This window comes from Desulfuromonas svalbardensis (assembly GCF_055389415.1).
The window spans coordinates 3,124,623-3,146,750 of the sequence record NZ_AP042416.1; the positions used below are offsets into that span (position 1 = coordinate 3,124,623).

General features: G+C 45.7%; 17 protein-coding genes. 8 read left to right on the top strand and 9 right to left on the bottom strand.

The features are described 5' to 3' along the window. Positions 1–3: 3 nt before the first annotated feature. Together ACZ5KY_RS13970 and ACZ5KY_RS13975 are read right to left on the bottom strand one after the other, a co-directional pair. Positions 4–1,353: an HlyD family type I secretion periplasmic adaptor subunit gene (locus tag ACZ5KY_RS13970; protein ID WP_464244506.1), complete on the bottom strand. Its 1,350-nt coding sequence runs from the start codon at positions 1,351–1,353 to the stop codon at positions 4–6. After that, entirely contained in the window at positions 1,353–3,518 is a 2,166-nt protein-coding gene (locus ACZ5KY_RS13975) for a type I secretion system permease/ATPase (RefSeq protein WP_464244507.1), read from the bottom strand. Before ACZ5KY_RS13975 ends, ACZ5KY_RS13970 begins: the two co-directional genes overlap by 1 nt. Positions 3,519–3,870: 352 nt before the next feature. Between ACZ5KY_RS13975 and ACZ5KY_RS13980 the strand changes: the two genes are divergently transcribed. Beyond that, positions 3,871–7,647, top strand: coding sequence for a bifunctional diguanylate cyclase/phosphodiesterase (locus ACZ5KY_RS13980; protein ID WP_464244508.1), 3,777 nt, complete (start codon positions 3,871–3,873; stop codon positions 7,645–7,647). Between the two features lie 77 nt (positions 7,648–7,724). Here the strand turns inward: ACZ5KY_RS13980 and ilvY are convergent, their stop codons facing one another. Continuing rightward, positions 7,725–8,615 (bottom strand): HTH-type transcriptional activator IlvY, encoded by an 891-nt coding sequence (gene ilvY / locus ACZ5KY_RS13985; RefSeq protein ID WP_464244509.1) that lies wholly within the window; start codon positions 8,613–8,615, stop codon positions 7,725–7,727. A gap of 191 nt (positions 8,616–8,806) precedes the next feature. On the opposite strand from ilvY, the gene ilvC reads away from it, so the two are divergent. Together ilvC and ACZ5KY_RS13995 are read left to right on the top strand one after the other, a co-directional pair. Beyond that, complete coding sequence (gene ilvC / locus ACZ5KY_RS13990; protein ID WP_464244510.1) at positions 8,807–10,279, top strand: ketol-acid reductoisomerase; 1,473 nt, start codon at positions 8,807–8,809, stop codon at positions 10,277–10,279. 340 nt (positions 10,280–10,619) lie between these two features. Further along, positions 10,620–11,045, top strand: coding sequence for a hypothetical protein (locus ACZ5KY_RS13995; protein ID WP_464244511.1), 426 nt, complete (start codon positions 10,620–10,622; stop codon positions 11,043–11,045). Between the two features lie 219 nt (positions 11,046–11,264). Here the strand turns inward: ACZ5KY_RS13995 and ACZ5KY_RS14000 are convergent, their stop codons facing one another. Next, positions 11,265–12,179: a site-2 protease family protein gene (locus ACZ5KY_RS14000; RefSeq protein ID WP_464244512.1), complete on the bottom strand. Its 915-nt coding sequence runs from the start codon at positions 12,177–12,179 to the stop codon at positions 11,265–11,267. Positions 12,180–12,311: 132 nt separating this feature from the next. Here ACZ5KY_RS14000 and ACZ5KY_RS14005 point away from each other — a divergent pair, with 132 nt between their 5' ends. Then, on the top strand, positions 12,312–12,851 hold the full coding sequence (locus ACZ5KY_RS14005; protein ID WP_464244513.1) for a hydrolase: 540 nt from the start codon (positions 12,312–12,314) through the stop codon (positions 12,849–12,851). 20 nt (positions 12,852–12,871) lie between these two features. Here ACZ5KY_RS14005 and ACZ5KY_RS14010 read toward each other — a convergent pair whose 3' ends face one another. Further along, entirely contained in the window at positions 12,872–13,651 is a 780-nt protein-coding gene (locus ACZ5KY_RS14010; protein ID WP_464244514.1) for a lytic transglycosylase domain-containing protein, read from the bottom strand. Positions 13,652–13,880: 229 nt separating this feature from the next. Here ACZ5KY_RS14010 and ACZ5KY_RS14015 point away from each other — a divergent pair, with 229 nt between their 5' ends. Further along, complete coding sequence (locus ACZ5KY_RS14015; protein WP_464244515.1) at positions 13,881–14,816, top strand: tetratricopeptide repeat protein; 936 nt, start codon at positions 13,881–13,883, stop codon at positions 14,814–14,816. 92 nt (positions 14,817–14,908) lie between these two features. Here the strand turns inward: ACZ5KY_RS14015 and ACZ5KY_RS14020 are convergent, their stop codons facing one another. The 4 genes from ACZ5KY_RS14020 to ACZ5KY_RS14035 all read right to left on the bottom strand — a co-directional run bounded on the left by ACZ5KY_RS14020 (position 14,909) and on the right by ACZ5KY_RS14035 (position 18,724). Then, entirely contained in the window at positions 14,909–15,058 is a 150-nt protein-coding gene (locus ACZ5KY_RS14020; RefSeq protein WP_464244516.1) for a hypothetical protein, read from the bottom strand. Positions 15,059–15,449: 391 nt separating this feature from the next. Further along, positions 15,450–18,017 (bottom strand): ABC transporter substrate binding protein, encoded by a 2,568-nt coding sequence (locus tag ACZ5KY_RS14025; RefSeq protein ID WP_464244517.1) that lies wholly within the window; start codon positions 18,015–18,017, stop codon positions 15,450–15,452. Between the two features lie 166 nt (positions 18,018–18,183). After that, entirely contained in the window at positions 18,184–18,519 is a 336-nt protein-coding gene (locus ACZ5KY_RS14030) for a hypothetical protein (protein WP_464244518.1), read from the bottom strand. Continuing rightward, positions 18,485–18,724, bottom strand: coding sequence for a hypothetical protein (locus tag ACZ5KY_RS14035; protein ID WP_464244519.1), 240 nt, complete (start codon positions 18,722–18,724; stop codon positions 18,485–18,487). Before ACZ5KY_RS14035 ends, ACZ5KY_RS14030 begins: the two co-directional genes overlap by 35 nt. Positions 18,725–18,862: 138 nt before the next feature. On the opposite strand from ACZ5KY_RS14035, the gene ACZ5KY_RS14040 reads away from it, so the two are divergent. From ACZ5KY_RS14040 to ACZ5KY_RS14050, 3 genes are all read left to right on the top strand, one after another. Beyond that, positions 18,863–20,359: a sigma-54 interaction domain-containing protein gene (locus ACZ5KY_RS14040; protein ID WP_464244520.1), complete on the top strand. Its 1,497-nt coding sequence runs from the start codon at positions 18,863–18,865 to the stop codon at positions 20,357–20,359. A gap of 384 nt (positions 20,360–20,743) precedes the next feature. After that, complete coding sequence (locus ACZ5KY_RS14045) at positions 20,744–21,394, top strand: class I SAM-dependent methyltransferase (protein WP_464244521.1); 651 nt, start codon at positions 20,744–20,746, stop codon at positions 21,392–21,394. 90 nt (positions 21,395–21,484) lie between these two features. Beyond that, on the top strand, positions 21,485–21,751 hold the full coding sequence (locus ACZ5KY_RS14050; protein ID WP_464244522.1) for a hypothetical protein: 267 nt from the start codon (positions 21,485–21,487) through the stop codon (positions 21,749–21,751). Positions 21,752–22,128 lie beyond the last annotated feature (377 nt).

Below are 22,128 nucleotides of genomic sequence, written 5' to 3' on the forward strand. Positions count from 1 at the left end.
CAATTATCGCTCTCCTAGCGCATTTGCTTTAGCACGTAAAATGGGCTTCAACAGATACGACAACACCGTTTTTCGTCCCGTCATGATATCAACCTGAGCCATCATTCCCGGAATAATAGGTAAACTATCACCCAATTCCGCCTCTAGGGTTCGAACTCGAATGACATAGAAAGCATTACCTCTTTCATCGATAACCGTATCGGCACCAATGGTTTCCACAACGGCATCCAAACTGCCATAGATCGAAAAATCGTAGGCGGTGAAGCGTACTTGAGCGCTCAAGTTGGGCAGTAAAAAGGCAATATCTTTTGGATTAACCTTCACTTCAAGAACGAGAGCATCATCAAGGGGAACAACCTCAACCACCTCTTTGCCTTGCTGAACCACACCGCCAACGGTGTTAGTGAAGAGTCTTTTCACCGTTCCACGTACAGGTGATCGCACTTCTGCATGCTTTACTCGATCAGCAAGGGTCGTCTTTTCCTCAAACAATCCACCTAGCTTTGCTTTTGTTTCAGACAGTTCACGGCGTATTTGATTATAAAAAGTGAGCTCAACTTCTTGAATCTTCCGCTTCCCTTCCGCTTGAGCAGACCGGAGTCTATCAAGTTGAGAGGTCACCTGGTCGCGTTGCCCACGGATTTGAATGACTTCGCGCTCTAACTGTAATAATTCAACCTCAGATACAGCTCCTCGTGCCACCAACGGCTGAGTCACATCGAGTTCGCGCTTTAGCAGTTGATAGCGATTATCCAACTGAACACGGTTTGCAGCGGCTTCGTGGTATTCATCATTACGCTGTTGAAGCTGTTGCCGGGCAATCGCCAACTGAGTATTCACTTCACGCTTCGTGGTTTCATAAAGTCGTTGTTCATAACCAACAATCTCAGGAATTTGCTGAATAACCTGCTCAGGCGGATTAAAATCACGCTTTTCGGCCAAAGCTTGCAAGCGCTCTGCTTTGGCAAGCAAGGGAAGATATTGGGCCTGATTTTCACGAACCGATGAAACAAAACGGGTGGGGTCGATCTGCAATAACAACTGTCCCGCTTCAACTAATTGCCCCTCGCGAACATAAATATTTGAAACAATACCACCATCTACCGCTTGAACAATTTGAACCTGTCCCGACGGAATCACCTTGCCTTCACCGCGTGTTACTTCATCAATTTCAGCAAAGCCAGCCCAAATAAGTAACACGGCAAAGATTAGACAGCCCCAGTACAATAGCGCACGAGCACGTAACGGCTGCTGATCAACCTGTGCCCAATCGGCATCAATTTCCCAATTATGATTTTCTTGTCCCCGCAATGGCAGCACTTTGGTTAGGATCCAATCGATAAATTTAGACATTACGAGGCCTTCCCAATCCGGCCTTGACGTAACGCCTCCATGACCTGTTTTTTACTCCCATCAGCAACAATTTTACCGGCATCGAGGACAATGATTCGATCTGCCATATCTAGCAAAGTGGTACGATGAGTCACCAGTATCGTCGTTTTTCCTTGAGTAAAGGTCTCGAACTCCCGCTTAACCAGCTCCTCACTACTATGGTCCATTGATCCTGTTGGCTCATCAAGTAGTAATATCGGCGAATCTTTGACAACGGCTCGCGCGATGGCCACCCCTTGCCGTTGACCACCCGATAGCGATTCGCCACGTTCACCAACGATCATATCAAACCCTTGCGGATGCGCGTTGACATAGTCCAGTAGCGCCCCCGCTCGCGCCGCCGCAATGACTTGCGAATCATCCACTTGGTTCATACCAATGCTGATATTATCGCGCAAAGTGCCATAAAACAGGGTCGCATCTTGTGAAACATAACCTGTGTCGCGCCGCACCTCAGCAGGGTCAAGTTGGCGCAGGTCAATGCCATCAATATAAACACTGCCTTGGGTGGGCTGGTAAATGCCAAGCATTAATTTGAGTAGTGTCGTCTTGCCTGAACCAACTCGACCTAAAATAGCAACCCGCTCGCCCGCTTTGATTTTGAAAGAAACATTCTTTAATACGCTAAATTCTTGATTGGGATAATTGAAACTTAAATCCTTAAATTCAATATCACCATCGAGAATTTCACGGGTAAGAAAGTTGGAATCATCCGCACGTTCTGTTGGTTGTGCAAGAATGGTATTTAATGATGAAAAGGCTGTGGTCGCATGATGATATTGAGTCAACAATCCAGCAACTTGGCCGATAGGAGCTAACGCCCGTGATGATAACAATGAGCAAGCGATCAAACCACCAATGGTTAGTTGATTTTCAATGATCAGATGCACACCGACAATGATCAATACAACGTTCACAGCCTGCGAAACCCAGAGTGCAGTGTTCATAGTGGTGACAGAGAGAAACCGCAATCGAGTTGAAATTTGACTTAAAAAGTTAACACTCGATTCCCATTTACTTTGCATTTTGGCTTCAGCACCTAAAGCCTTAATCGTTTCAAGACCAACCAAGGTTTCAATGAGGGTTGCATTACGCTGGGCTGAGGCGCGATAGGTGGATTCAGAAAGCTCGTGCATTTTTCCTTGCACTAATAACGAGAAGATCACCACAATCAACATGCCACCAATAATTGGCAACGTAAGCTGCCAGCCAATCATGCCGATAACAACAAGAAAAACAATCGCAAAAGGGAGATCAATCAGAGCCGTAACGGTGGTGGAGGTAATAAAATCACGCACGGTTTCAAAGGAGCGTAAATTTGAGGCAAACGAACCTGCCGATAAGGGGCGATGTTCAAGGCGTGTACCCAACACCCGTTCCATAATGTAAGAAGACAGTTTGATATCGACCCGCTTACTAGCCAGATCGAGAAAGTAGCTTCGCATACAGCGCAGCACTAAATCGCCAACGAGAATGATTCCAACCCCTGAGGCCAACACCCACAAAGTGTGCAGCGCCTGATTCGGCACCACGCGATCATAAACATTTCGAACAAATAACGGCATGGCTAAGGCAAAAAGGCTAAGTAAAAATGCTGCAATTAATACATCACGATACAGATCAAAGTTCTCATACATCACTCGCCAGAACCAATGTCGGTGGCGCATATTTCTTGTTTGTGGTGCTCGTTCATCAAACTTAAACTTAGGCTGAAGGTAGATCACCCGACCAACATATTTGTTAGCAAGGTCCGCCAGAGAGATCTCAACCTGTGATTCACCCATTTCAGGATAAATCACATGCGCTACGTCCTGATTTGTATCAATACGAACCAACACACAACTTTGTTGATCATTTAAAAACAAGACAGCGGGAAACAAAGCAGCGTTTAAGCGGTTCAACGGTTGAACAACAACCCGACTAACAAGACCACCACGTTTTGAAGCTCGGTCGAATAAACTGGGCGACAACTTTCCCCCTTCAAGGGGCAAACCAGCCAATGCAGCTTCACGACTTAAAATACGCCCACGCAAACCGACCACAACTAACAAGCACTCTAGAAGAGGATCCAAACCATCAACATCAGTGCTCTTTTCGGTAGCAGAATTTTCATTACTGGTCATCATTTACAATCAACCCTATCTATCTTTTAAAAGTGTACGCTTCTCAACCGATGAACAGACCACCTTAAATTAATCCATCATTCTAATATTTTTATAAAGTTTTGCATAGAAAAAGAATCTAACAATTCCCCCAGCAGGACCAGCCAGCTAATGAGTAAAGATAAATTCAAATCGAGGGATTAATTACATAGATAGATTAACTCCAATGTGGTATTTTTAAACAACCTTGGTCAATACAAACACCTGATACTATTTGGGATTATTGCACTCATCCTGCTAACATATTTAACCAAATAATTCCTACCATTCCCGCACCACACAGACTTTTGGTACCAAATTGGAGATTTTCACCATCATGAAACTGCTTAACGGCTTTGCAAATATTGGGATTCGTAAAAAACTTGTTTTAATCATGATTATTGCTGGTTTTTTCTTCCTGGTTGCCGTCGTTGGCATCATGACTCCCCTGTTTCGTTGGAACCTCACACAAAATTTAGAGATACAACAAAACAGCCTACTATCCTCGATCCAACGTGAGATCGATAATAAAATTACTACAGCATCTACTCAACTTAGCTCCGTTGCAAAAATCCTCCCGCTTGCCGCGATGACAACCCCAACCCAAGCACAATTTTTTTTAGAAGACCGAGTCGGCATTGGCGCTATTTTCGATCACGGCCTCTGCCTTTGGGATCACCAAGGTACACTCATAGCCAATACAGGGGGCAAGGGTCCGAGAACAACCGAAGAGGATCAGACAAGCGTTCCTACTTTTCAATACAGTAGAAATTCAAAAGCATCGACAATCTCCACCCCTTTTCGCTCGCCCGTGGCGCCCTATCACCCTGTAGTTCAGTTTAATGCACCAATACTGAATCACGTAGGAGAACAGATTGGTACTCTTTCAGGTGGTATGCGCCTAGACGGTGACAACCTTATTGGCTCGATTGCCAAGCATAAAATTGGCAAAACGGGACATCTCTATCTATACAGTAATGATCGTACGATATTGGTACACCCAGACCCTTCACGTATCTTAAAAAAAGATGTTCCCGTTGGAGCCAATCAACTGTTTGATAAAGCACTAACAGGATGGGAAGGAACTGCCTTTACGGTCAACTCCCGAGGTATAAAATCTATTTCCAGCTTCAAACACTTAACCAGCGTACCGTGGGTTGTAGCCTCAAACTACCCCGTAACAGAAGCTCACTTACCCGCAAAACGAGCAACGATTGCCTTATCTATCATTGTCTTACTTCTGGGTATCCTTGGTATGACGATCACGTGGTTCATCCTAAAATCAGTAACGAATCCTCTCGCTCAACTCACCGAACACATACAAAACGTAGAAAGCCTCGAATCTGAGAAGCGTCAATTTCGCTTAAAGAAACAACCCTATCTAGAAATCCAGCTACTCTCAGCGAGTTTCAACGCTATGCTCAGCGAGCTTGATCAGCAAACTTTCCAGCTTGAAAATGAAATACAAATACGCCGGAGAACTGAAAAAGAGCTCATCCTAATGTCAACTCAACACGAACAAACAGCGCTATTATTACAGAACATCTGCGACAATGTTCCCGATTTAATTTGGGCAAAAGATTGCCAGCACCGTTATATTTTCACCAACAAAGCAATCAATCACACGCTATTATTGGCCCAAAGTGCTGATGAACCGATTGGCAAAACCGATGCACTATTTGGGCAGCGAATTATTGATAACCATCCTAACCTAAAAAACTCCTACAGCTTTAGTGATATGTGCGCCGTATCAGATACCACGACTCTCTCCACCCAAAAACCGATGCGATTTCAAGAAGATGGATATATCTGCGATGAGTTGGTTTGTCTTGATGTCTATAAAGCGCCATTTTATGACACCGATGGTAAACTAATCGGCACGGTTGGCTCTGCTCGCATCATCACCAGAGAAAAACAACTGGAGCAAGAAACTCTTCACCTTGCTCGGCTGTATCGTATACTTTCAGATATCAATCAAAAGGTTGTTCATAAACCCCAGCCACTAGAGCTGTTTCAATTTGTCTGCGACACCCTATTAGCCGATGATACGTTCAGTCTGGCATGGATTGGTGTACCAAGTAGTGATGGAGGGTACACTCCTATTGTCGCAGCAGGAATCACCATAGATGAGCTTAAGACTATACAATGTTCCAGTTACCCATTCATCGACAGCACCAAAAGTATTAGCAACCTCAATTCTGGAAGCTACCAACAGAAGCTCTGCCAACCAGATCAAAATTTATTTCAACTACAACCATTTGATGCTGTAGGTGCATACCCCGTTCAACCTGTCGACTGCGATCCAATACTATTAGTTTTATATACCAATGACAGCGATCTCCTTACGCACAAAGACGAGAAAAGACTTTTAAGTGAACTTGTTAAGGACCTTGTTTTTGCTTTAGATGTTGCCGAGCAAGATCGCACACAAGCTCTCAACTTGCAGCAACTCGAACTGGCAGCAACAGTATTTGAAAATAATACCGAAGGAATTATTGTCACTGATGCGGACGAAAAAATCATTTCGGTCAATCGTGCCTTCTGCGAAATTACTGGATACACTGCAGAATGTGTGATTGGGAAAACACCTCGATTGCTCAAATCGAACCGCCATGACCGAATTTTTTATCAAACAATGTGGCACAGCCTCACTCGCACCAACAGATGGCAAGGTGAAGTCTTCAATCGTCGTCAAGATGGTCAAATCTACCCAAGTCGACTCTCGATTAGTGCAGTACTAGATAGTAACAAAGTGGTCACCCACTACATCGCCGTATTTAGCGACATCAGCCAAATAAAAGAATCAGAACGGCAAGTCGATTACCTTGAATACCATGATCCACTAACCGATTTACCCAATCGTCGCCTATTTTGTAATCATCTCACCTCTGCCGTAGAGCGCGCACGACGATCAAACAACAAACTGATGTTACTCAGCCTCGATCTTGATCACTTCAAAGATATCAACGATAGCTTTGGGCATCTCATCGGCGATGCCCTGCTGCGGCGAATAGCTAAACGTCTTCAAAATCGTTTTCGTTGTAGCGATATGGTTGCCAGACTTGGCGGTGATGAGTTTATTATCCTATTAGAAGATTTAGAGCATCGAGATCAAGTGCCATTAGTCGCTCAAGAGGTTCTTGATATTATCCAGCAACCACTTACCCTTGACACAGGGATTGAGCTTCAGATGAATACCAGCATTGGCATCACCCTCTTTCCAGACCACGGTGACAATGCGACGGATTTGTTAAAAAAAGTGGATGCGGCGCTGTACCAAGCCAAGCGACGTGGTCGTGCTCAATTTGCCTATTACAATGAAGAGATGACGGCCAAAGCGTTAGAGCGGCTACAACTTAGCTCCCACTTACGCCATGCCTTGGACAATCAAGAATTTGAAGTTTACTACCAACCACAAGTCGAGCTCAAAAGCGGCAAGATTATCGGTGCAGAAGCCTTACTGCGCTGGAACAACCCTGAACTCGGCGCCATCCCTCCGGCACGCTTTATCCCACTCGCAGAGGAGCTTGGTTGCATTGCGCCCATCGGCGAATGGGTACTTAAACAGGTTTGCACGCAGGGCAAATCTTGGCTTGATGCGGGACAACCACCTATCTCTCTAGCTGTCAACCTCTCGCCACTACAGTTTTACCATGCAGACATTGTCAAAACCGTACAGACCATTTTGACTGAAACGGGCTTTCCCGCTAAATGGTTAGAGTTAGAGGTCACCGAATCGGCACTGATGCACAAAGAGCAAGAGACTATTGAACTTTTGCATCAACTGCACGATCTTGACATTCGCTTGGCTCTTGACGATTTTGGAACCGGCTACTCATCGTTATCGTACCTTAAATATTTCCCTATTGATCAACTGAAGATTGACAAGTCATTTGTCGATGACCTCCCACATGGCATCAACGACTGTAAAATGGTTACGGCAATCATTCAAATGGGCCGAGGTCTTGGCCTTAGAATTTTGGCGGAAGGGGTAGAGAATGAGGCGCAACTCAACTGCTTAAAAGAGATGGGTTGTGAGCACTATCAAGGATACCACTTCAGCCGACCGATCCCAGCGACGGATTTTTTTGCTCTCAGAGTAAAACACTCATAACCCTATGAGATTAAGGTAAGGGAAGATCACGACATCTTTTACCGACCTTCGACAATTACGTCGAGGCACCAACGTCATCAATTGGCGATACGCTGCTGCTCAGCTAAATGCCAAAACGCCGCGACACTCGGCCGCTGTAAATTTAGTTGCGTGCAACACAAACCGACCACATAGGGTTCCAATTGTGGCGCCTTGTCAATCACCACCACATCATCACGAAAGGGACTGCGCTGCAGTACCAACTCCGGCACAATACCGACACCACAGCCTAAACGAACCATGGCAATAATCGCCTCATTGCCTGAAATTTCAGTGCTGATGTTCGGGGTAACGTGATGCTCCTTCAACCACAGGTTCAAGCGCCGGCGAGACAACCCTTCCTGCGGCACCACCAGTGGCACACGGGTCATATCGAGAGAACCCTCATCATTCATGGGGAGCGTAAAGGCAGAACTTGTCGGGGCAATAAACACTAACGGCGTTGGCGTGATCGGTAAAAACTCGATCCGTGGTTGCTGATGATCTGGCCATGCGGCAACAGCAAGATCGATCTCACCACGTTGAACTTGTATCACTGCTTGCTCTGCAGCACCAGTACGCAACTCTAGCTGCACTGCGGGGTACTTTTGCCGATAATCTTCTAACAGGTCGGGCAATAAACTATAGACCGCCGTAATCGAAGCATAGATCGATAACGAACCAGAGATCGTCTGCTCCTGACTCAACTCCTGCTTAAACAAGCTCCACTTTAACAACGACTCACTGGCATAAAGCCGAAACTGCTCACCAGCAGGCGTTAAATGAACCTCGCGCTTATTTCTCACGAATAGAGGCTTACCAATCTGCTCCTCCAAGCGTTGAACAGTACGTGTCAATGCCGAAGGGCTCAAATGACATAATTGACTAGCCCGACCAAAATGGAGCTGCTCAGCAACCACCAAAAAAATCTCCAACTCGCGACTATCCATGTTTTATCCCCTTAGATGAAATACTTAACCGTTACCCTTGCGCCAAACGCAATACAATATGCACAACAAATCAATTTACGCAACGAAGTAAATCGGCTAGAGTGCGTTAGCATTTAAAAATAAGAAACACTACTTTTCGATATAGCTTTACGTTCACGAACATTACACAAACAATTTTAAGGAGAAACACCATGGGTCAAAACTACTTCAACACCCTACCACTACGTCGCAAGCTGGAAGAACTCGGTACATGCCGTTTCATGGACACTTCTGAATTTGCTGATGGTTGCGAGTACGCTAAAGGCAAGAAGATCGTTATCGTTGGTTGTGGCGCTCAAGGTCTGAACCAAGGTCTTAACATGCGTGATAGCGGCCTCGACGTTTCCTACACCCTGCGTAAGGAAGCCATCGCTGAAAAGCGTCAATCTTTCCTCAACGCCACTGAAAACGGTTTCACCGTCGGTAGCTACGAAGAGCTTCTCCCTACTGCTGATATCGTTATGAACCTTGCTCCCGATAAGCAGCACACCGACGTAGTAAATACCGTTGTGCCACTGATGCAAGAAGGCGCGGTATTCTCCTACGCTCACGGTTTCAACATTGTTGAAGAAGGTACCGAGATCCGTAAAGACCTCACCGTTATCATGGTTGCTCCTAAATGCCCCGGTTCTGAAGTTCGTGCTGAGTATGTGCGTGGCTTTGGTGTGCCAACCCTTATCGCTGTACACGGCGAAAACGATCCTAAAGGTGACGGCCTTGAATTGGCGAAAGCATTGTGCTGCGCTCAAGGTGGTAACCGTGCCGGTGTTCTTGAGTCTTCATTTGTTGCCGAAGTTAAGTCTGACCTCATGGGCGAGCAAACCATCCTTTGCGGTATGCTCCAAGCTGGCGCGCTACTGTGCTTCGACAAAATGGTTGAGAACGACATCGAAGCTCCTTACGCGGTACAATTGATTCAGTACGGTTGGGAGACCATCACCGAAGCACTCAAGCACGGTGGTATCACCAACATGATGGATCGCCTTTCTAACCCAGCTAAACTCGAAGCATTTGAGCTAGCGGAAGAGTTGAAAGAGATCATGCGCCCATTGTTCCAAAAGCACATGGACGACATCATCACTGGCGTATTCTCCAGCACCATGATGGCCGATTGGGCTAACGATGACATCAACCTCCTCACATGGCGTGAGCAGACAGGTGAGACAGCATTTGAAAAAACCGCTGCCGCTGGTGAGATTTCAGAGCAAGAGTACTTCGACAAAGCGATCTTAATGGTTGCTATGGTTAAAGCCGGCGTTGAGCTAGCCTTTGAGAGCATGGTTGAAGTAGGTATCGAGCCTGAATCAGCATACTACGAGTCTCTCCACGAAACTCCACTCATCGCGAACACCATCGCACGTAAGAAATTGTACGAGATGAACCGCGTTATCTCTGACACCGCTGAGTACGGTTGCTACCTATTCGCTCACGCATGTGTGCCTCTACTCAAAGACTTCATGACTAATGTTGATACTGACGTTATCGGTAAAGGTCTGGCTTCAACAGACACCAGCGTTGACAACAGTGCTCTCGTTCGCGTAAACGCTGAAATTCGTGAGCATTACATCGAAGAGATCGGCGAAGAGCTGCGCGCAGCAATGAGCGGCATGAAGGCGATTGTTTAATCCCCTTCTCTGTTTGTGATAAATGATATAAGGCCGTCTGCATCGAAATGCAGACGGCCTTTTTCTGTTTAATCTGTAGCAATCGACAACATCACCCAAAGACTGACCTAATGATTCACGATAGACAACATCGAGACTTGACATTAAATTCAAGGAGTGTCCAGAGTTTCATTCGAATAAGTACAGAAATAATCACGTATACCTCTTATCGAAATAGTTTCTCTTGACTCCACAAAACGATCAATTTATTGTCATATAGATATAGAATGAACTTTCACTCAGTGCTGTCGTCTATATTTTTACAAACAACTGAGTCTTTAAAAAGACGGAGGGTCTTGTGATGATAAAACAAAAATGGAAAATTTTCGCGTTGGCTGCTTTGCTGTTAAGTATTCCTTTAATGGGCCAAGCAGACCCCATACAACAGGAAGTATCCGCTGAAAACGTGTTGCCTCAGCGAAGTGAAGCGGAACGCGCGAAAAGGTTCGAGGGGGCCGCATCCCTGTGGTTAATCGAGGGACGTAAGCTCTACAAAAGCAGCTGCAAAAGCTGTCATCATCGTGACAATGAAGTGGGGGCAAGTTGTTTCAGCCCTGAATCAAAAACTCAGAAGTCTTGGGACCTCGTATTTGAACAACGGTATTCGAAATGCGCTAAAGACGGCTCTTGGGATAAGTTGACACCACAACAATTACGAGATATCAACGACTTTCTCTTTCGCTATGCTTTTGGTACGGAAGAAAAATATGTCGACCCTTATCGCTGATAGGGCTCTTTATGTCTCTGGTTCAGAGACACAACGACAAGACATTCCGATCAGACGTAACAAGAGTTACTGTCGACGTTAACAACAAAGGGCGATTCCGTAAGGAACCGCCCTTTGTTGTTATACTACTAGACCTACCACTCTGCACCCATTCCTCAGCCCAAACCCTTGAAAAACTGAGACATACTGGTGAGTGACCCTAATTTATCAGGGCGCTGACTACATGTTCTGCAACGGTACTTGCATCGCTAGCATGCCGATGGACGTCACGGCTAGCAGCAGTAGAAAGGCTGTACCCATGGCGAATCGCTTTGTCAGCGAAACATCATAATACGCAGCACGCTCAATTTTCGACGCCTTGAACGATTTATAGATTTGAAAACTACCGATAATCACGATCAGGGCGACAATTGGCGACCAGGTCAGATAGAACAGGCCGATGGCACCGAGTAGGCCAACAATCCAAAGTTTAGGACTGATGACACCAATGATTCGTCCGCCATCCAGCGGCGAGATCGGTAACAGATTAAACAAGTTAAGTAGAAAGCCACTTGATGCCAGAGCAAACCAAAACAGGTTCTGAGTATAAAAACCAATGCCAGCACAGCCGATAGCGCCGAGTGTACCGAGCAATGGCCCACCGTAAGCTGCCACGGCTTCGACAAAAGCGTTTTTCGGCATCTTCTTCATGACAATATGGGCACCGACAAACGGGATAAACATGGGTGCCGAGGCGGGAATCCCCATCATTCGCAGGGCGATAACATGGCCCATCTCATGGATAAAGATCAGTACAACAAAACCGGCGGCAAAAGACCAACCCCAGAACATGGCGTAGGCCCAGATGCTGATGACCATACTGAGAAATGTCTTAAACTTACCAACCTGTAGCAAGAGTCCGACATATTTCAGCTTGCTAAAGATGAACAGCAGAAACAGACCGATACCGCCAAATTTTCGCAAACCACTTTCACCGCGAGGGCGCGAATTTGTGTGCTGAAAGGTAGGATCGGGCGGTAACACCTCAACATCGGCAAAGGTGGAATTATCCTGATAGTATGTAGACTCAAGAGATTCGCTGTGGGTGGAAGGGGGTTCAATGGTCAATTTAGTGGTGGTTTGATTTTCTTGCATCAGTAATCCAAAAGCGATAAGTGTTAAAGAGGTTGATCCATTGGGAACTTTTGCCACGCTACCATTATACTTTTTCCAAAGCTATGATTATTAATATTCGGAAGACGCCACGATCAAAGAGAGGAAAACCTCATGCTCAAAACACAAAGCACGATCTTAGTAATTGTTGATATTCAAGGGAAGCTAGCGCAATTGATGCACGAGAAAGATCTTCTGTTCACCAACGTGAAAAAGCTTATCGAGGGAATTCGGGTTTTAGATATTCCTATTCTCTGGTTAGAGCAGAACCCTCAAGGTCTGGGAGCGACAGTTCCTGAAATTGCAGACCTCTTATCTGATCTTCAGCCTATCAGCAAAATGAGCTTTAGTGGCTGCGGTGATGACCACTTTATGCAGCAGCTGGAAGCACTGAATCGCAAACAGGTTTTGGTTGTAGGGATTGAAGCCCACGTTTGCGTTTATCAAACAGCAGCAGATTTAGTGGAGTTAGGCTATGAGGTTCAGGTTGTGGCGGACGCTGTATCGTCACGAAGCAAGAGAAACAAGAAAATTGGTTTGCAAAGGATGACAGAATCTGGTGTCAGTTCGACGGGTGTCGAAACCGCCCTATTTGAGCTACTTAAGGTCGCTGAGGGGAAACAATTCAAAGAGATTCTCAAAATTGTGAAATAATTGGTTCGTCAAACCATCAATTAACCCAATGGTGTCGATGCTTGTTTGACTCTAGCGATATAGTTGCGGGTTTCCTCTGGCATGTGTTCTAACCCTTTACGGTCGACATTACCCTGCCCCCAGTTATAAGCAGCTAGAGCATGATCAAGATCACCATTATACTTTTGCAGTAACCCTTTAAGGTAACGGCTACCGCCGAGAAGATTTTGCTGTGGATCAAAGCTGTTTTCAACGCCCAACTCTTGCGCCGTTCCTGGCATCAACTGCATCAGCCCTTGCGCGCCCACAGGTGATACCGCATCAGGCTTATACGCGCTTTCTGTTCTGACAACAGAGTGGATCAATGCTGCGGGCAGCCCGACACGCTCTGCAACGTGATCAATCATTTTTTCAATATTCGCGCGCATATTCGTTGCCAGAGGAGCTTCAGGGTGAACTGTTTCGGCGACCACGGGTGCGGTACTAACGGCCGGGATAGACGGCTGTTGTTCCGCTAACGCAGACACTGGCGTGAGGGTTGATGCTGCGACACGATACGCATCGTATCCCGCAGGGGTAAAGGGGCGGATAAAATCATAGGATGAGAGCAGTTCCATATCCTCTTCTTGATACGTGAACTGCCCCAACATGTAGTCCTGCAAGAGGTGTAACACTTTCCGCGCTTCGTCCGTGCGTTGTGTTGATGCTTGTTGAGCCTGATCCAACGCCTTGGAAAAATGCGCCTGGGGTTGCTTATTACACTGCGCAGCGGATTGATCGACATGCGGCTTCGGGTTGAAGGAGATCGGCCTGATTGTCATTGTCACCTCACAGCTTCGGGAAAACGTCCTGAAATATTGCGCAGCGATCACTTTGTTTCATTGGTATCTAAACTCTTATCGACACAATTTGGTGATCAGTTAAATTTTTTCTCTTGTGATTTTCTGACGTACATGTCGAAATTTCGCCCCCACCTCTTGCACTTCCAGCCCAACCACACTAAAGTAGCGTCCTTACATTCGTTATTCACCAATAAAAGGAACCACGAACATGGGTCTATTTAGTCGCCTTTTTTCCAAATCAAATGAACCAACCTCCTCTCAATGCTGTGCGTCACAACAGGATCAAAACGCAACAACAACCGATGACGGACAAATCAACGATTTCGATTCGCAACTGGCAGCAATTCTAACCAACTATCCAAAAGAATTATCAGAGCGTTATCCTAAAAAGAGTGCTGAATTTTTGCAAGCCATAGTACGGGCTCATCAAGGGGAAGACCGCCAAGCTCTGGATATGCTAGCCAAGCTCCCCATTGGCGAACAAGATGATCTGTTTGACTATGAGCTAGGGATACTGATGGCACGCCACGGACATGAGCAGAAGGCATGTAACACCATGCGATCATGCCTGAAGCAAAACCCTGACCACCTACTGGCCGCAGAAACGTTGGTAATGTTATTAGTCGGGCTAAAAGAGAATGATCAAGCCCTTGAGCTGATTCTACAGATGTTATTAGAGGATCGTGATGTCGCTTTTTGCCATGCCCAACTAGCCTCGCTGTACCATATTCAACACGATGACGAACTCGCTCTCAAGCACGGCCTTGAAGCCATTGATGCAGGTCACGACGATCCAAACATTACCCTGCTCGCTGCCACGTTGCTGGAACAAAACAACCAGCTGGAACAAGCAGAAGCATTATACGCCCAAATTCTCGATGGCGGTGGCTCAGAGATGGGTCTGTGTTTGGCTGAATTTTTACTGCGCCAACAGCGCGAGCTAAACAAGGTTCTCGACACCTTCAACAGAGCCAGCCTCCAAGAACCAGACAATCTACGTTGGCAACTCCGTGTGGCACAAGCCCAAATCGCTCGCGGTTCGAAGAGAAAAGGATTAGACGTGCTACGTACTGTAATGAACGACCAACGTCTGAGTGAGACGTTGCGCGAAGAGGGTCAGGACCTGTTAGACAAACACTGCTAACCCCTTACCTAACGTAATAAATGACAAAAGGCCGACTGCATCAAAATGCAGTCGGCCTTTTTATATTCCAATCGGTTTAAGGACAAACATCATCAATGTGAAGCAGAGTGTTGGAGTTGAAACTGAGGATCATTGAGCAGGTTTTGGTGTACCTTAAGTTTAGCGCGACGTTTGATTTCGCGAACACAGCAAGCGCGGCCAACAGGATGGAAGAGATCGGGACATTGGTGAGATATCGTCATGGCATACTCCTGAATAATGTGGATGGAGCAATCAAAGGCTGCATAGCAGCAACAGGTGAGCAATTACTTGTAACCATTGCATTCACGGTGCCAAGTCTAGAACGTCTATTCACTTAACAGGTAAGAGACTAGATTTATAGGGATTAAATGACTATTCTATTTTTCTTGAAGGACTGTTTCAAACTGCCGCTGTATAAGATAAATATACAAAAACTTAGAGGTTCAACGTGTTGAGATGGCGCCAAGGACTCGTCGAGGGCGAATTTCCTCAGAGAGTTGGTCGTTTACCGGTGGATAAAATATATATACACAGTTAGGTGGGATAAAATCCAATTTCACAATATTATTATAGCGTCGAGGCAAGGAGTGTCACTAACGTCAAACGACTTCTTTATTCCTCAGCGCCTTGATGCAGCGGCAAGATAAAGATAAAGCAACTGCCCTCGCCTAACGTACTTTTCAACTCGAGGGTTCCCCCTTGAGAGAGGATCATCTCCTTAACAAGAGCAAGTCCCAAACCTGTTCCGCCAATCATTCGGTTGTCACCATTATCAACACGATAGAAATGATCAAAAATAAGTTGTTGATCCGGTTCGCTAATCCCCATCCCCTCATCGCTGACCCAAACACGAATAGTTTGACCATGCTGCTTAGCTCCAAGTGTGATATTACCACCAGCCGGAGAATATTTGATGGCATTAGAAACGAGGTTTTTTAACACTTGCATTAAATGTCTTGAATTACCATGCAGTTGCGCCAACGGACCTTGACACTCCAGTTGCAATGTGTGCTTTTCCGAGGCATGACTGAATAGATGTAGAACCTCCTCTAACAACTCACTGACATTAATAGGATCAGTGGCTGGCGCATCTTGGCTAGCTTTGAGCCGTTGCAGGTTGAGCAGATTGTCGATCAATTCCTGTAATTTGATGGTTTCCTTATAGATCGTTTGCAGGCAGTCGATCCGCTGTTCGACAGGAGGATCGTTTTCAAGTAGATATTCTGCGAAACCTAACATACCAGTCAATGGCGTGCGCAACTCGTGACTCACCATCGACAGCATCTCATTTTTAAGCCGCTCCAGCTTTACCCTTTCAGTGATGTCCAGAGCCATCACGACTATGACAGAATCTCCTTCAATTTCGGTATGTTGAAGATGGAGTTCAACGGGATAACAGGAACCATTTTTACGTTGCATTTCGGTGGTGACAACCAGTTTTTTCTGCTGATTGTTGCAAAGGGGTTGCACCTGCTGGCGCAGTGCTTCAAGGGAAAAGGCTGGTAGTACATCGGTAATCGTCATTTTATTGAGTTCATCTTGAGTGTAACCAAGATTCTTCCGCGACCCGAGCGTGGTACGAATCAGGTTTAGCTGATTGGCATCCACCATATAGATCTCTTCAAGAGATGAGTCGAGAATGCGACCAAAGCGGCTGGCTAGTTGCTGGGCCTGCTTCAATTCGGTGATATCGAGCATGGTACCAACAATACCAGCCACAGTCGACTGGCTATCAAAAAACTGCGCTTTGGTGAAAAAGACATGGCGTAATTCACCAGCCCGATTAGTCATAACGCTTTCGTAGCTTTGAGTGCCACCGTTGACGAGAAGTTGCTGGTCGGCAACACTGGCCTTCTCGGCAACCTCTTTAGAAAAGATATCGTAGCTTGTTTTGCCAATCACATCCGCTTTATTTTTGGCAAAACCAAAGAATTCAACCGCTGCTTTGTTTACGCCAAGGTAAACACCACTGGTATCGCGGTAATATAGGGGAACAGCGATGGCATCGAGCACTGATTCGGTAAACTCTTTCTCAGCTTGAATGGCTCGCGCAGCTTGGCGGCGTAAAAAGTTCGCTCGAGTCAGAAACAGCACCGAAAGCACCAGCCAACTAAAGAGGATGGTCCCCCCCCATACGCCAGTACGGTAGCGGTAGTAAAAGGTCTGAGGTTCGTTAACCACCACGCTGCCATCGGGAAGTTGCGCTAATGTAAGTCCTAAACGTAGCATCTCTTGATAGTTAAACATATAAGAGTTGGGACTTGCATGAGGTGGTGGCAGGTGTTCTATCTCTGTGCCATTAAACAGTTGCAACGCTAGATGGGCAACAAAAACTCCTTGCTGGTGTCCACTTATCACCAACCCTCCCATAACACCATCACCAATAAAATCATCCCAAAACGTGTAGACGGGAGATTGACTGTGATTGCGGATAATCTCAAGAGCAAGGGTGACGGGATAACTGATACCATCGCGGTCCCGAAGGTATGTCAGCAGTAGTATGGCACTGTCTTTAGGTAACCGGTCCACGGCACGGCCCAGTTCATTGGGACGCAGCGCTGCAAAGTGAACAAATGATAATCGATCACGGTAGTCATCCTCAACCTCAGCCAGCCGCTTCATGATCAGGTGGCTGGTAGTGGTCGCATCACTGACAACAGTTAGCTGACGGATTGACGGATGAAGCTCAAGGATCAGCTCTAAAGACGAGCGAACATCCAATTGTTCAAAGATACCGGTGAAATCATCATGTCCATTGAGCATCGTCGGCTCGAAATTATTGATGCCGCAAAAAATGACTGGGGTACCGTCAAACACCATGTGGTGATATTGAACAAGAAAATCGAGCGCATTGTTATCGCAACATACAATGGCATCGAAATGCAGATCTGAATATTTAAATTCGTACAGTGAGGCTAGTCGTGGAAAGGCCGAGTCGGGCTGGAGACGTTTGGTGTCCATGTATTCAATAAACAGCTCAACGTTGAAGTCAGATTTCTCAAATTGCTGTTGCAGAGCACGGGTAACGTTATCGGTCCAAGCATAGCCTTGGTGATAAGAGTGCAGTACCAGTACCCGCTTACTTTCTCGGGTATTAGCCTGACTTGTTGCTGGAGAGAAGAACACTACACCCAGCACTAAAGAGATCGCAAGAATAGCGCGTGAAAGCCAGAGCATCATAATCATCCATCATTGAGGATAAAAGTTACTTTCTTAAATGATTATACTGAGTTTCAATTTTTCGTCCACAAAAACGAATTTTACTTAACGATAGTTCTCTTTTTTATGAATAAAAAAACGGGCCCCGTCAGGGCCCGTTTTTGTTAACAAGACTATTTACTTGATGCTACGGACGAGATGTCCCTAACCATGCAGCACCTTCTACTGTTGCAGCACTTACGTCGATGGTACCAGTGAGTGCGCCATTTTGTAGCCAATCGATAGAATCAAAGATCAACCGTTTTGCATAAATCCGGTTGTGAGCGTATGCGCCCGGCTCATGATGCAAATAATTGTAGTTATGAGCCGCGCCAAAGTTACCTTCGTTAGTCCATGATGCACCAGCAAAATAAGGGTAACCACCGGTGAAGGTTAAGCCATCAGAGATCAACTCTGCTTCGAGCAATTCGAGACCACCGTGGAACCCTTCAGCCTCCTCTTGGACGAATGCTGCGGTGAACATTGCTCATGTCGTTACCGAACTGACCCATCTCATCGGCAAAGCCAGCACTATGGCATTCAAGGCAATCGCTCTGCTGGTGACAACTGGCGCAATCCATCACTTTTCTTTTTGCTGCAGCGCGGTGACTCAATGCCCAGCTGGCATCATGACTCTGTAAACCTGAATATGTAACTTCTGCCAGAATCTCGCAGTCGTGACATTCCAAACAAACATCCTGAGCAGACGAGGTGCTCTCATGAATGTTGAATCAAATACGTTTTTTCCGCGCAGTAACCTTAGCCCTGTGTAGTAGTTTAATGTTGATACCGCCTTACATAATTGCCTGATCTATCTGCGCCAATTCATGCCTGTCGATAAAATGATCTTTGGTGTCTACAACTCAGAGAACAGTAATATTAAGCATATTGCCGCAGTGAACGATGCTGGCACATTGGCTCACGATGGCCCCATTCAATTGCCCACTGAGACCGGTAAGGTGCTCGCTACAGCAATCAAAAACATGGACCGTTTAGTGGCAGACACCCAACTCGACCCATTATCTGCTGCTGTTGCTCCCTATGTTATGAATCATGGCTGCTCGGAGATTCTGTTATCACTGCCTATCAGCAATAATGTGAACGGGTATCTGGTGATGCAGGCAACGGGAACAAATCAATACACCAAAGAACATATGAAACTGATGACATCTGTACGCGAGCCATTAGCGATTGCTATGTCCAACGCGATAGGTCATCAACAGCTCATCAACATCAAAGACCATCTTCTGGATGACAATAAACAGCTGCAGCGGGAGTTAGCTGAGCATTCAAAAACGAAAATAATTGGTTCTAACGCCGGACTCGCTCATGTTATGGAAATGGTGAAACAAGTTGCACCACTACAAAGTACGGCGCTTTTATTTGGTGAAACTGGTGTGGGAAAAGAAGTGATCGCTGGTGCAATCCACCGTTTGTCGCCACGGCGCGAAGGGCCGTTTATCAAAGTGAACTGTGGTGGTATTCCAGAAACCCTCATTGACAGTGAACTGTTTGGTCACGAGAAAGGGGCCTTTAGCGGCGCTATTGCTCGCAGTCGAGGGAGATTTGAACGAGCACATGGTGGAACAATTTTTCTGGATGAAATTGGTGAGTTGCCACCAGCAGCCCAAGTTCGGCTATTAAGGGTGTTGCAAAGTCGTGAAATTGAACGAGTGGGCGGCGCGGAATGCGTATCCGTTGATATTCGTGTGATTGCCGCCACCCATCGCAATTTAGAGAAAATGGTTGCCGAAGGGAAATTTCGTGAAGACCTGTGGTTTCGGTTGAACGCCTTCCCTATCATTATTCCACCGTTGCGCCACCGTCAGGAAGATATCCCCTCCATGGTGGAATACTTTGTGGCAAAAAAGTCAAAGGAACTTGGATTCCGCTGCCCGCCTGCTATTGCAAAAGGGGCTTTAGAGGTCTTAGTTTCCCACCCTTGGCCGGGAAATGTACGTGAAATTGAAAACGTTGTTGAACGAGCATTGATTCAGAACAAAGGTCGCGCACTAACATTAGACACCTTCACCATTTCAAACCGCAAGAATGGCCCATTATCCGCACTTGGCGATTCCTGCGGCTGTGTATTTCCTTGCCTCACTAGGGAATTGAAAGAGACCGAAATGGTTCCGGCTGATAAAAATATTTTTTTATCTCTTGATGAATTAATTGCCCAACATATTCAACGAGCACTCGCCCTCAGTGAGGGTCAAATTCACGGGAAAAATGGTGCGGCTCTAATGCTTGGGATCAACCCCAGCACGCTACGCAATCGGATGAATAAATTAGGGATAACTTATGGCCGCAAAGCTAGTGCGTAATCCTAATTTTCAAAAAAATCAGCTACGCATGGTGTGAGTTAGGAAAAGGATTGAGCTAAAGGGGAGACCTGCGATATTCCATCTAAATGTACACGCCAAACTGTGAATTGATCGTAACTAAAAAATGTAACAATCAAAAGTACGCTCGGCTGACACACCAATTCACCTGTATCTTTTTAAATACAAACACCATACAGTTAAAAGATGTTAAAATATTCTTCTACCACAGTTAATTTCTAAAGTTATCAAACAAGAAGCATTGTTCAACAGATCAAATCCTTTAGTTTCTAGGCCATATTGATTGCTCTTATATAGTGGCTGTTTTTGCGTAGCGAATTCGCGTGGAGTTGACGCGTTGCGTATGAATTACACAGTAGGTATTTCATGGCAACGTTACGTGTTAAATATCAAACCGTTGAGTTTGATAATGTAGATATTCACCTTAGAATATTGCGTGACAATCAGCAATTTAGCGATGAACATGGCGTCGCAGAACGACTAGGAATTTCATCAGCAACGTGGCCCTTATTTGGCCAAGTTTGGCCGTCAAGCGAAGTGCTAGCCCACCTTATGCTTGATTACCACCTCGCCGGTCAACGAATTCTTGAAGTAGGCTGCGGTATTGGCTTGACGAGTTTATTACTGAATCACCGTCAGGCTGACATCAGCGCCACCGACTACCATCCTGAAGTTGAGGGTTTTCTTCTCGAAAACACCCGCCTCAACCACGACCGCACAATTCCCTTCATCCGTACAGGTTGGGGTGACGAGAAAAGCACGCTTGGCTTGTTTGATCTGATTATTGGTAGCGATATCCTCTACGAACGTGAGCATATTGACCTACTCTCAACCTTTATAAATCAACATGCAAAACCAAGATGTAAAGTAATTGTGGTTGACCCAGGCAGAGGTAACCACGCCCAGTTCAGTAAAAGAATGGTCAATTTAGGCTATGAACACAGCCAGAATAAGCCTAGAAATATCGATTATCTATCTCAACCATTTAAAGGGCAAGTTTTGCGATATCAACGCTAATATATCGTAAACGTTCATTGCCGACTATGAACCTATAATCACCCCAATTTAAGCTGAATGTTTTTAGCTATATTTTAGCTAGAAACATTTATGATAGAGCAGCTTAAAAAGATGATCCAGCATCCTTTTAAGCTGTTGACCAAACAGCTATGTCACATAAGACAGCAAGGTAAAATAACCATATTCAAGTCCATCAAGGGGGCAGAAAAACTGCCCCATGAGATCAATGTGCTACTTGGTGGTTTTGATCTCATCCAACAACAGCAGAACTGCAGTGAACTTAAAATAGACCTCATAAAACGCGTGGTCCCTTGTGCTATTTCCACTATTGATTCAAACCAGTTAATCACATGCTAGAACGAATGCGCCGAGCAGATGACGGGTTATTCCGCCAATGAGATGGTAGGTACGCCCTACTGTCGGTTTATTCAGGAAACAGGTACGGAGCATTCAGACTGTACGGTGAGCCATCGTTTCACGACATAAAGCACTGGGCGCAAACACACTATTTTCCACAAAAACAGCTCAAGTCTCTCAATCAATATGCATTCTGAACCGCTAATCGACAGTGATGGAATTGAAATTGGCCGTATTGAATGTTTTACAGATACCACCCTTCATAAACCGGACAAGGTAGTTGACGCGAGACAGCCGTCTTTCAAACTAAAAACTTACGTGAATATGAGGAACTCATTGATTATGCCGATGGTTCCCGTCGAGACGTTGTTTTTAGT

Bases quoted from the DNA above. Each gene is read 5' to 3' on its own strand.
- ACZ5KY_RS13970 (WP_464244506.1), bottom strand. From the start codon at position 1,353: ATGTCTAAATTTATCGATTGGATCCTAACCAAAGTGCTGCCATTGCGG.
- ACZ5KY_RS13975 (WP_464244507.1), bottom strand. From the start codon at position 3,518: ATGATGACCAGTAATGAAAATTCTGCTACCGAAAAGAGCACTGATGTT.
- ACZ5KY_RS13980 (WP_464244508.1), top strand. From the start codon at position 3,871: ATGAAACTGCTTAACGGCTTTGCAAATATTGGGATTCGTAAAAAACTT.
- ilvY (WP_464244509.1), bottom strand. From the start codon at position 8,615: ATGGATAGTCGCGAGTTGGAGATTTTTTTGGTGGTTGCTGAGCAGCTC.
- ilvC (WP_464244510.1), top strand. From the start codon at position 8,807: ATGGGTCAAAACTACTTCAACACCCTACCACTACGTCGCAAGCTGGAA.
- ACZ5KY_RS13995 (WP_464244511.1), top strand. From the start codon at position 10,620: ATGATAAAACAAAAATGGAAAATTTTCGCGTTGGCTGCTTTGCTGTTA.
- ACZ5KY_RS14000 (WP_464244512.1), bottom strand. From the start codon at position 12,179: ATGCAAGAAAATCAAACCACCACTAAATTGACCATTGAACCCCCTTCC.
- ACZ5KY_RS14005 (WP_464244513.1), top strand. From the start codon at position 12,312: ATGCTCAAAACACAAAGCACGATCTTAGTAATTGTTGATATTCAAGGG.
- ACZ5KY_RS14010 (WP_464244514.1), bottom strand. From the start codon at position 13,651: ATGACAATCAGGCCGATCTCCTTCAACCCGAAGCCGCATGTCGATCAA.
- ACZ5KY_RS14015 (WP_464244515.1), top strand. From the start codon at position 13,881: ATGGGTCTATTTAGTCGCCTTTTTTCCAAATCAAATGAACCAACCTCC.
- ACZ5KY_RS14020 (WP_464244516.1), bottom strand. From the start codon at position 15,058: ATGACGATATCTCACCAATGTCCCGATCTCTTCCATCCTGTTGGCCGC.
- ACZ5KY_RS14025 (WP_464244517.1), bottom strand. From the start codon at position 18,017: ATGATGCTCTGGCTTTCACGCGCTATTCTTGCGATCTCTTTAGTGCTG.
- ACZ5KY_RS14030 (WP_464244518.1), bottom strand. From the start codon at position 18,519: ATGTTCACCGCAGCATTCGTCCAAGAGGAGGCTGAAGGGTTCCACGGT.
- ACZ5KY_RS14040 (WP_464244520.1), top strand. From the start codon at position 18,863: ATGCCTGTCGATAAAATGATCTTTGGTGTCTACAACTCAGAGAACAGT.
- ACZ5KY_RS14045 (WP_464244521.1), top strand. From the start codon at position 20,744: ATGGCAACGTTACGTGTTAAATATCAAACCGTTGAGTTTGATAATGTA.
- ACZ5KY_RS14050 (WP_464244522.1), top strand. From the start codon at position 21,485: ATGATAGAGCAGCTTAAAAAGATGATCCAGCATCCTTTTAAGCTGTTG.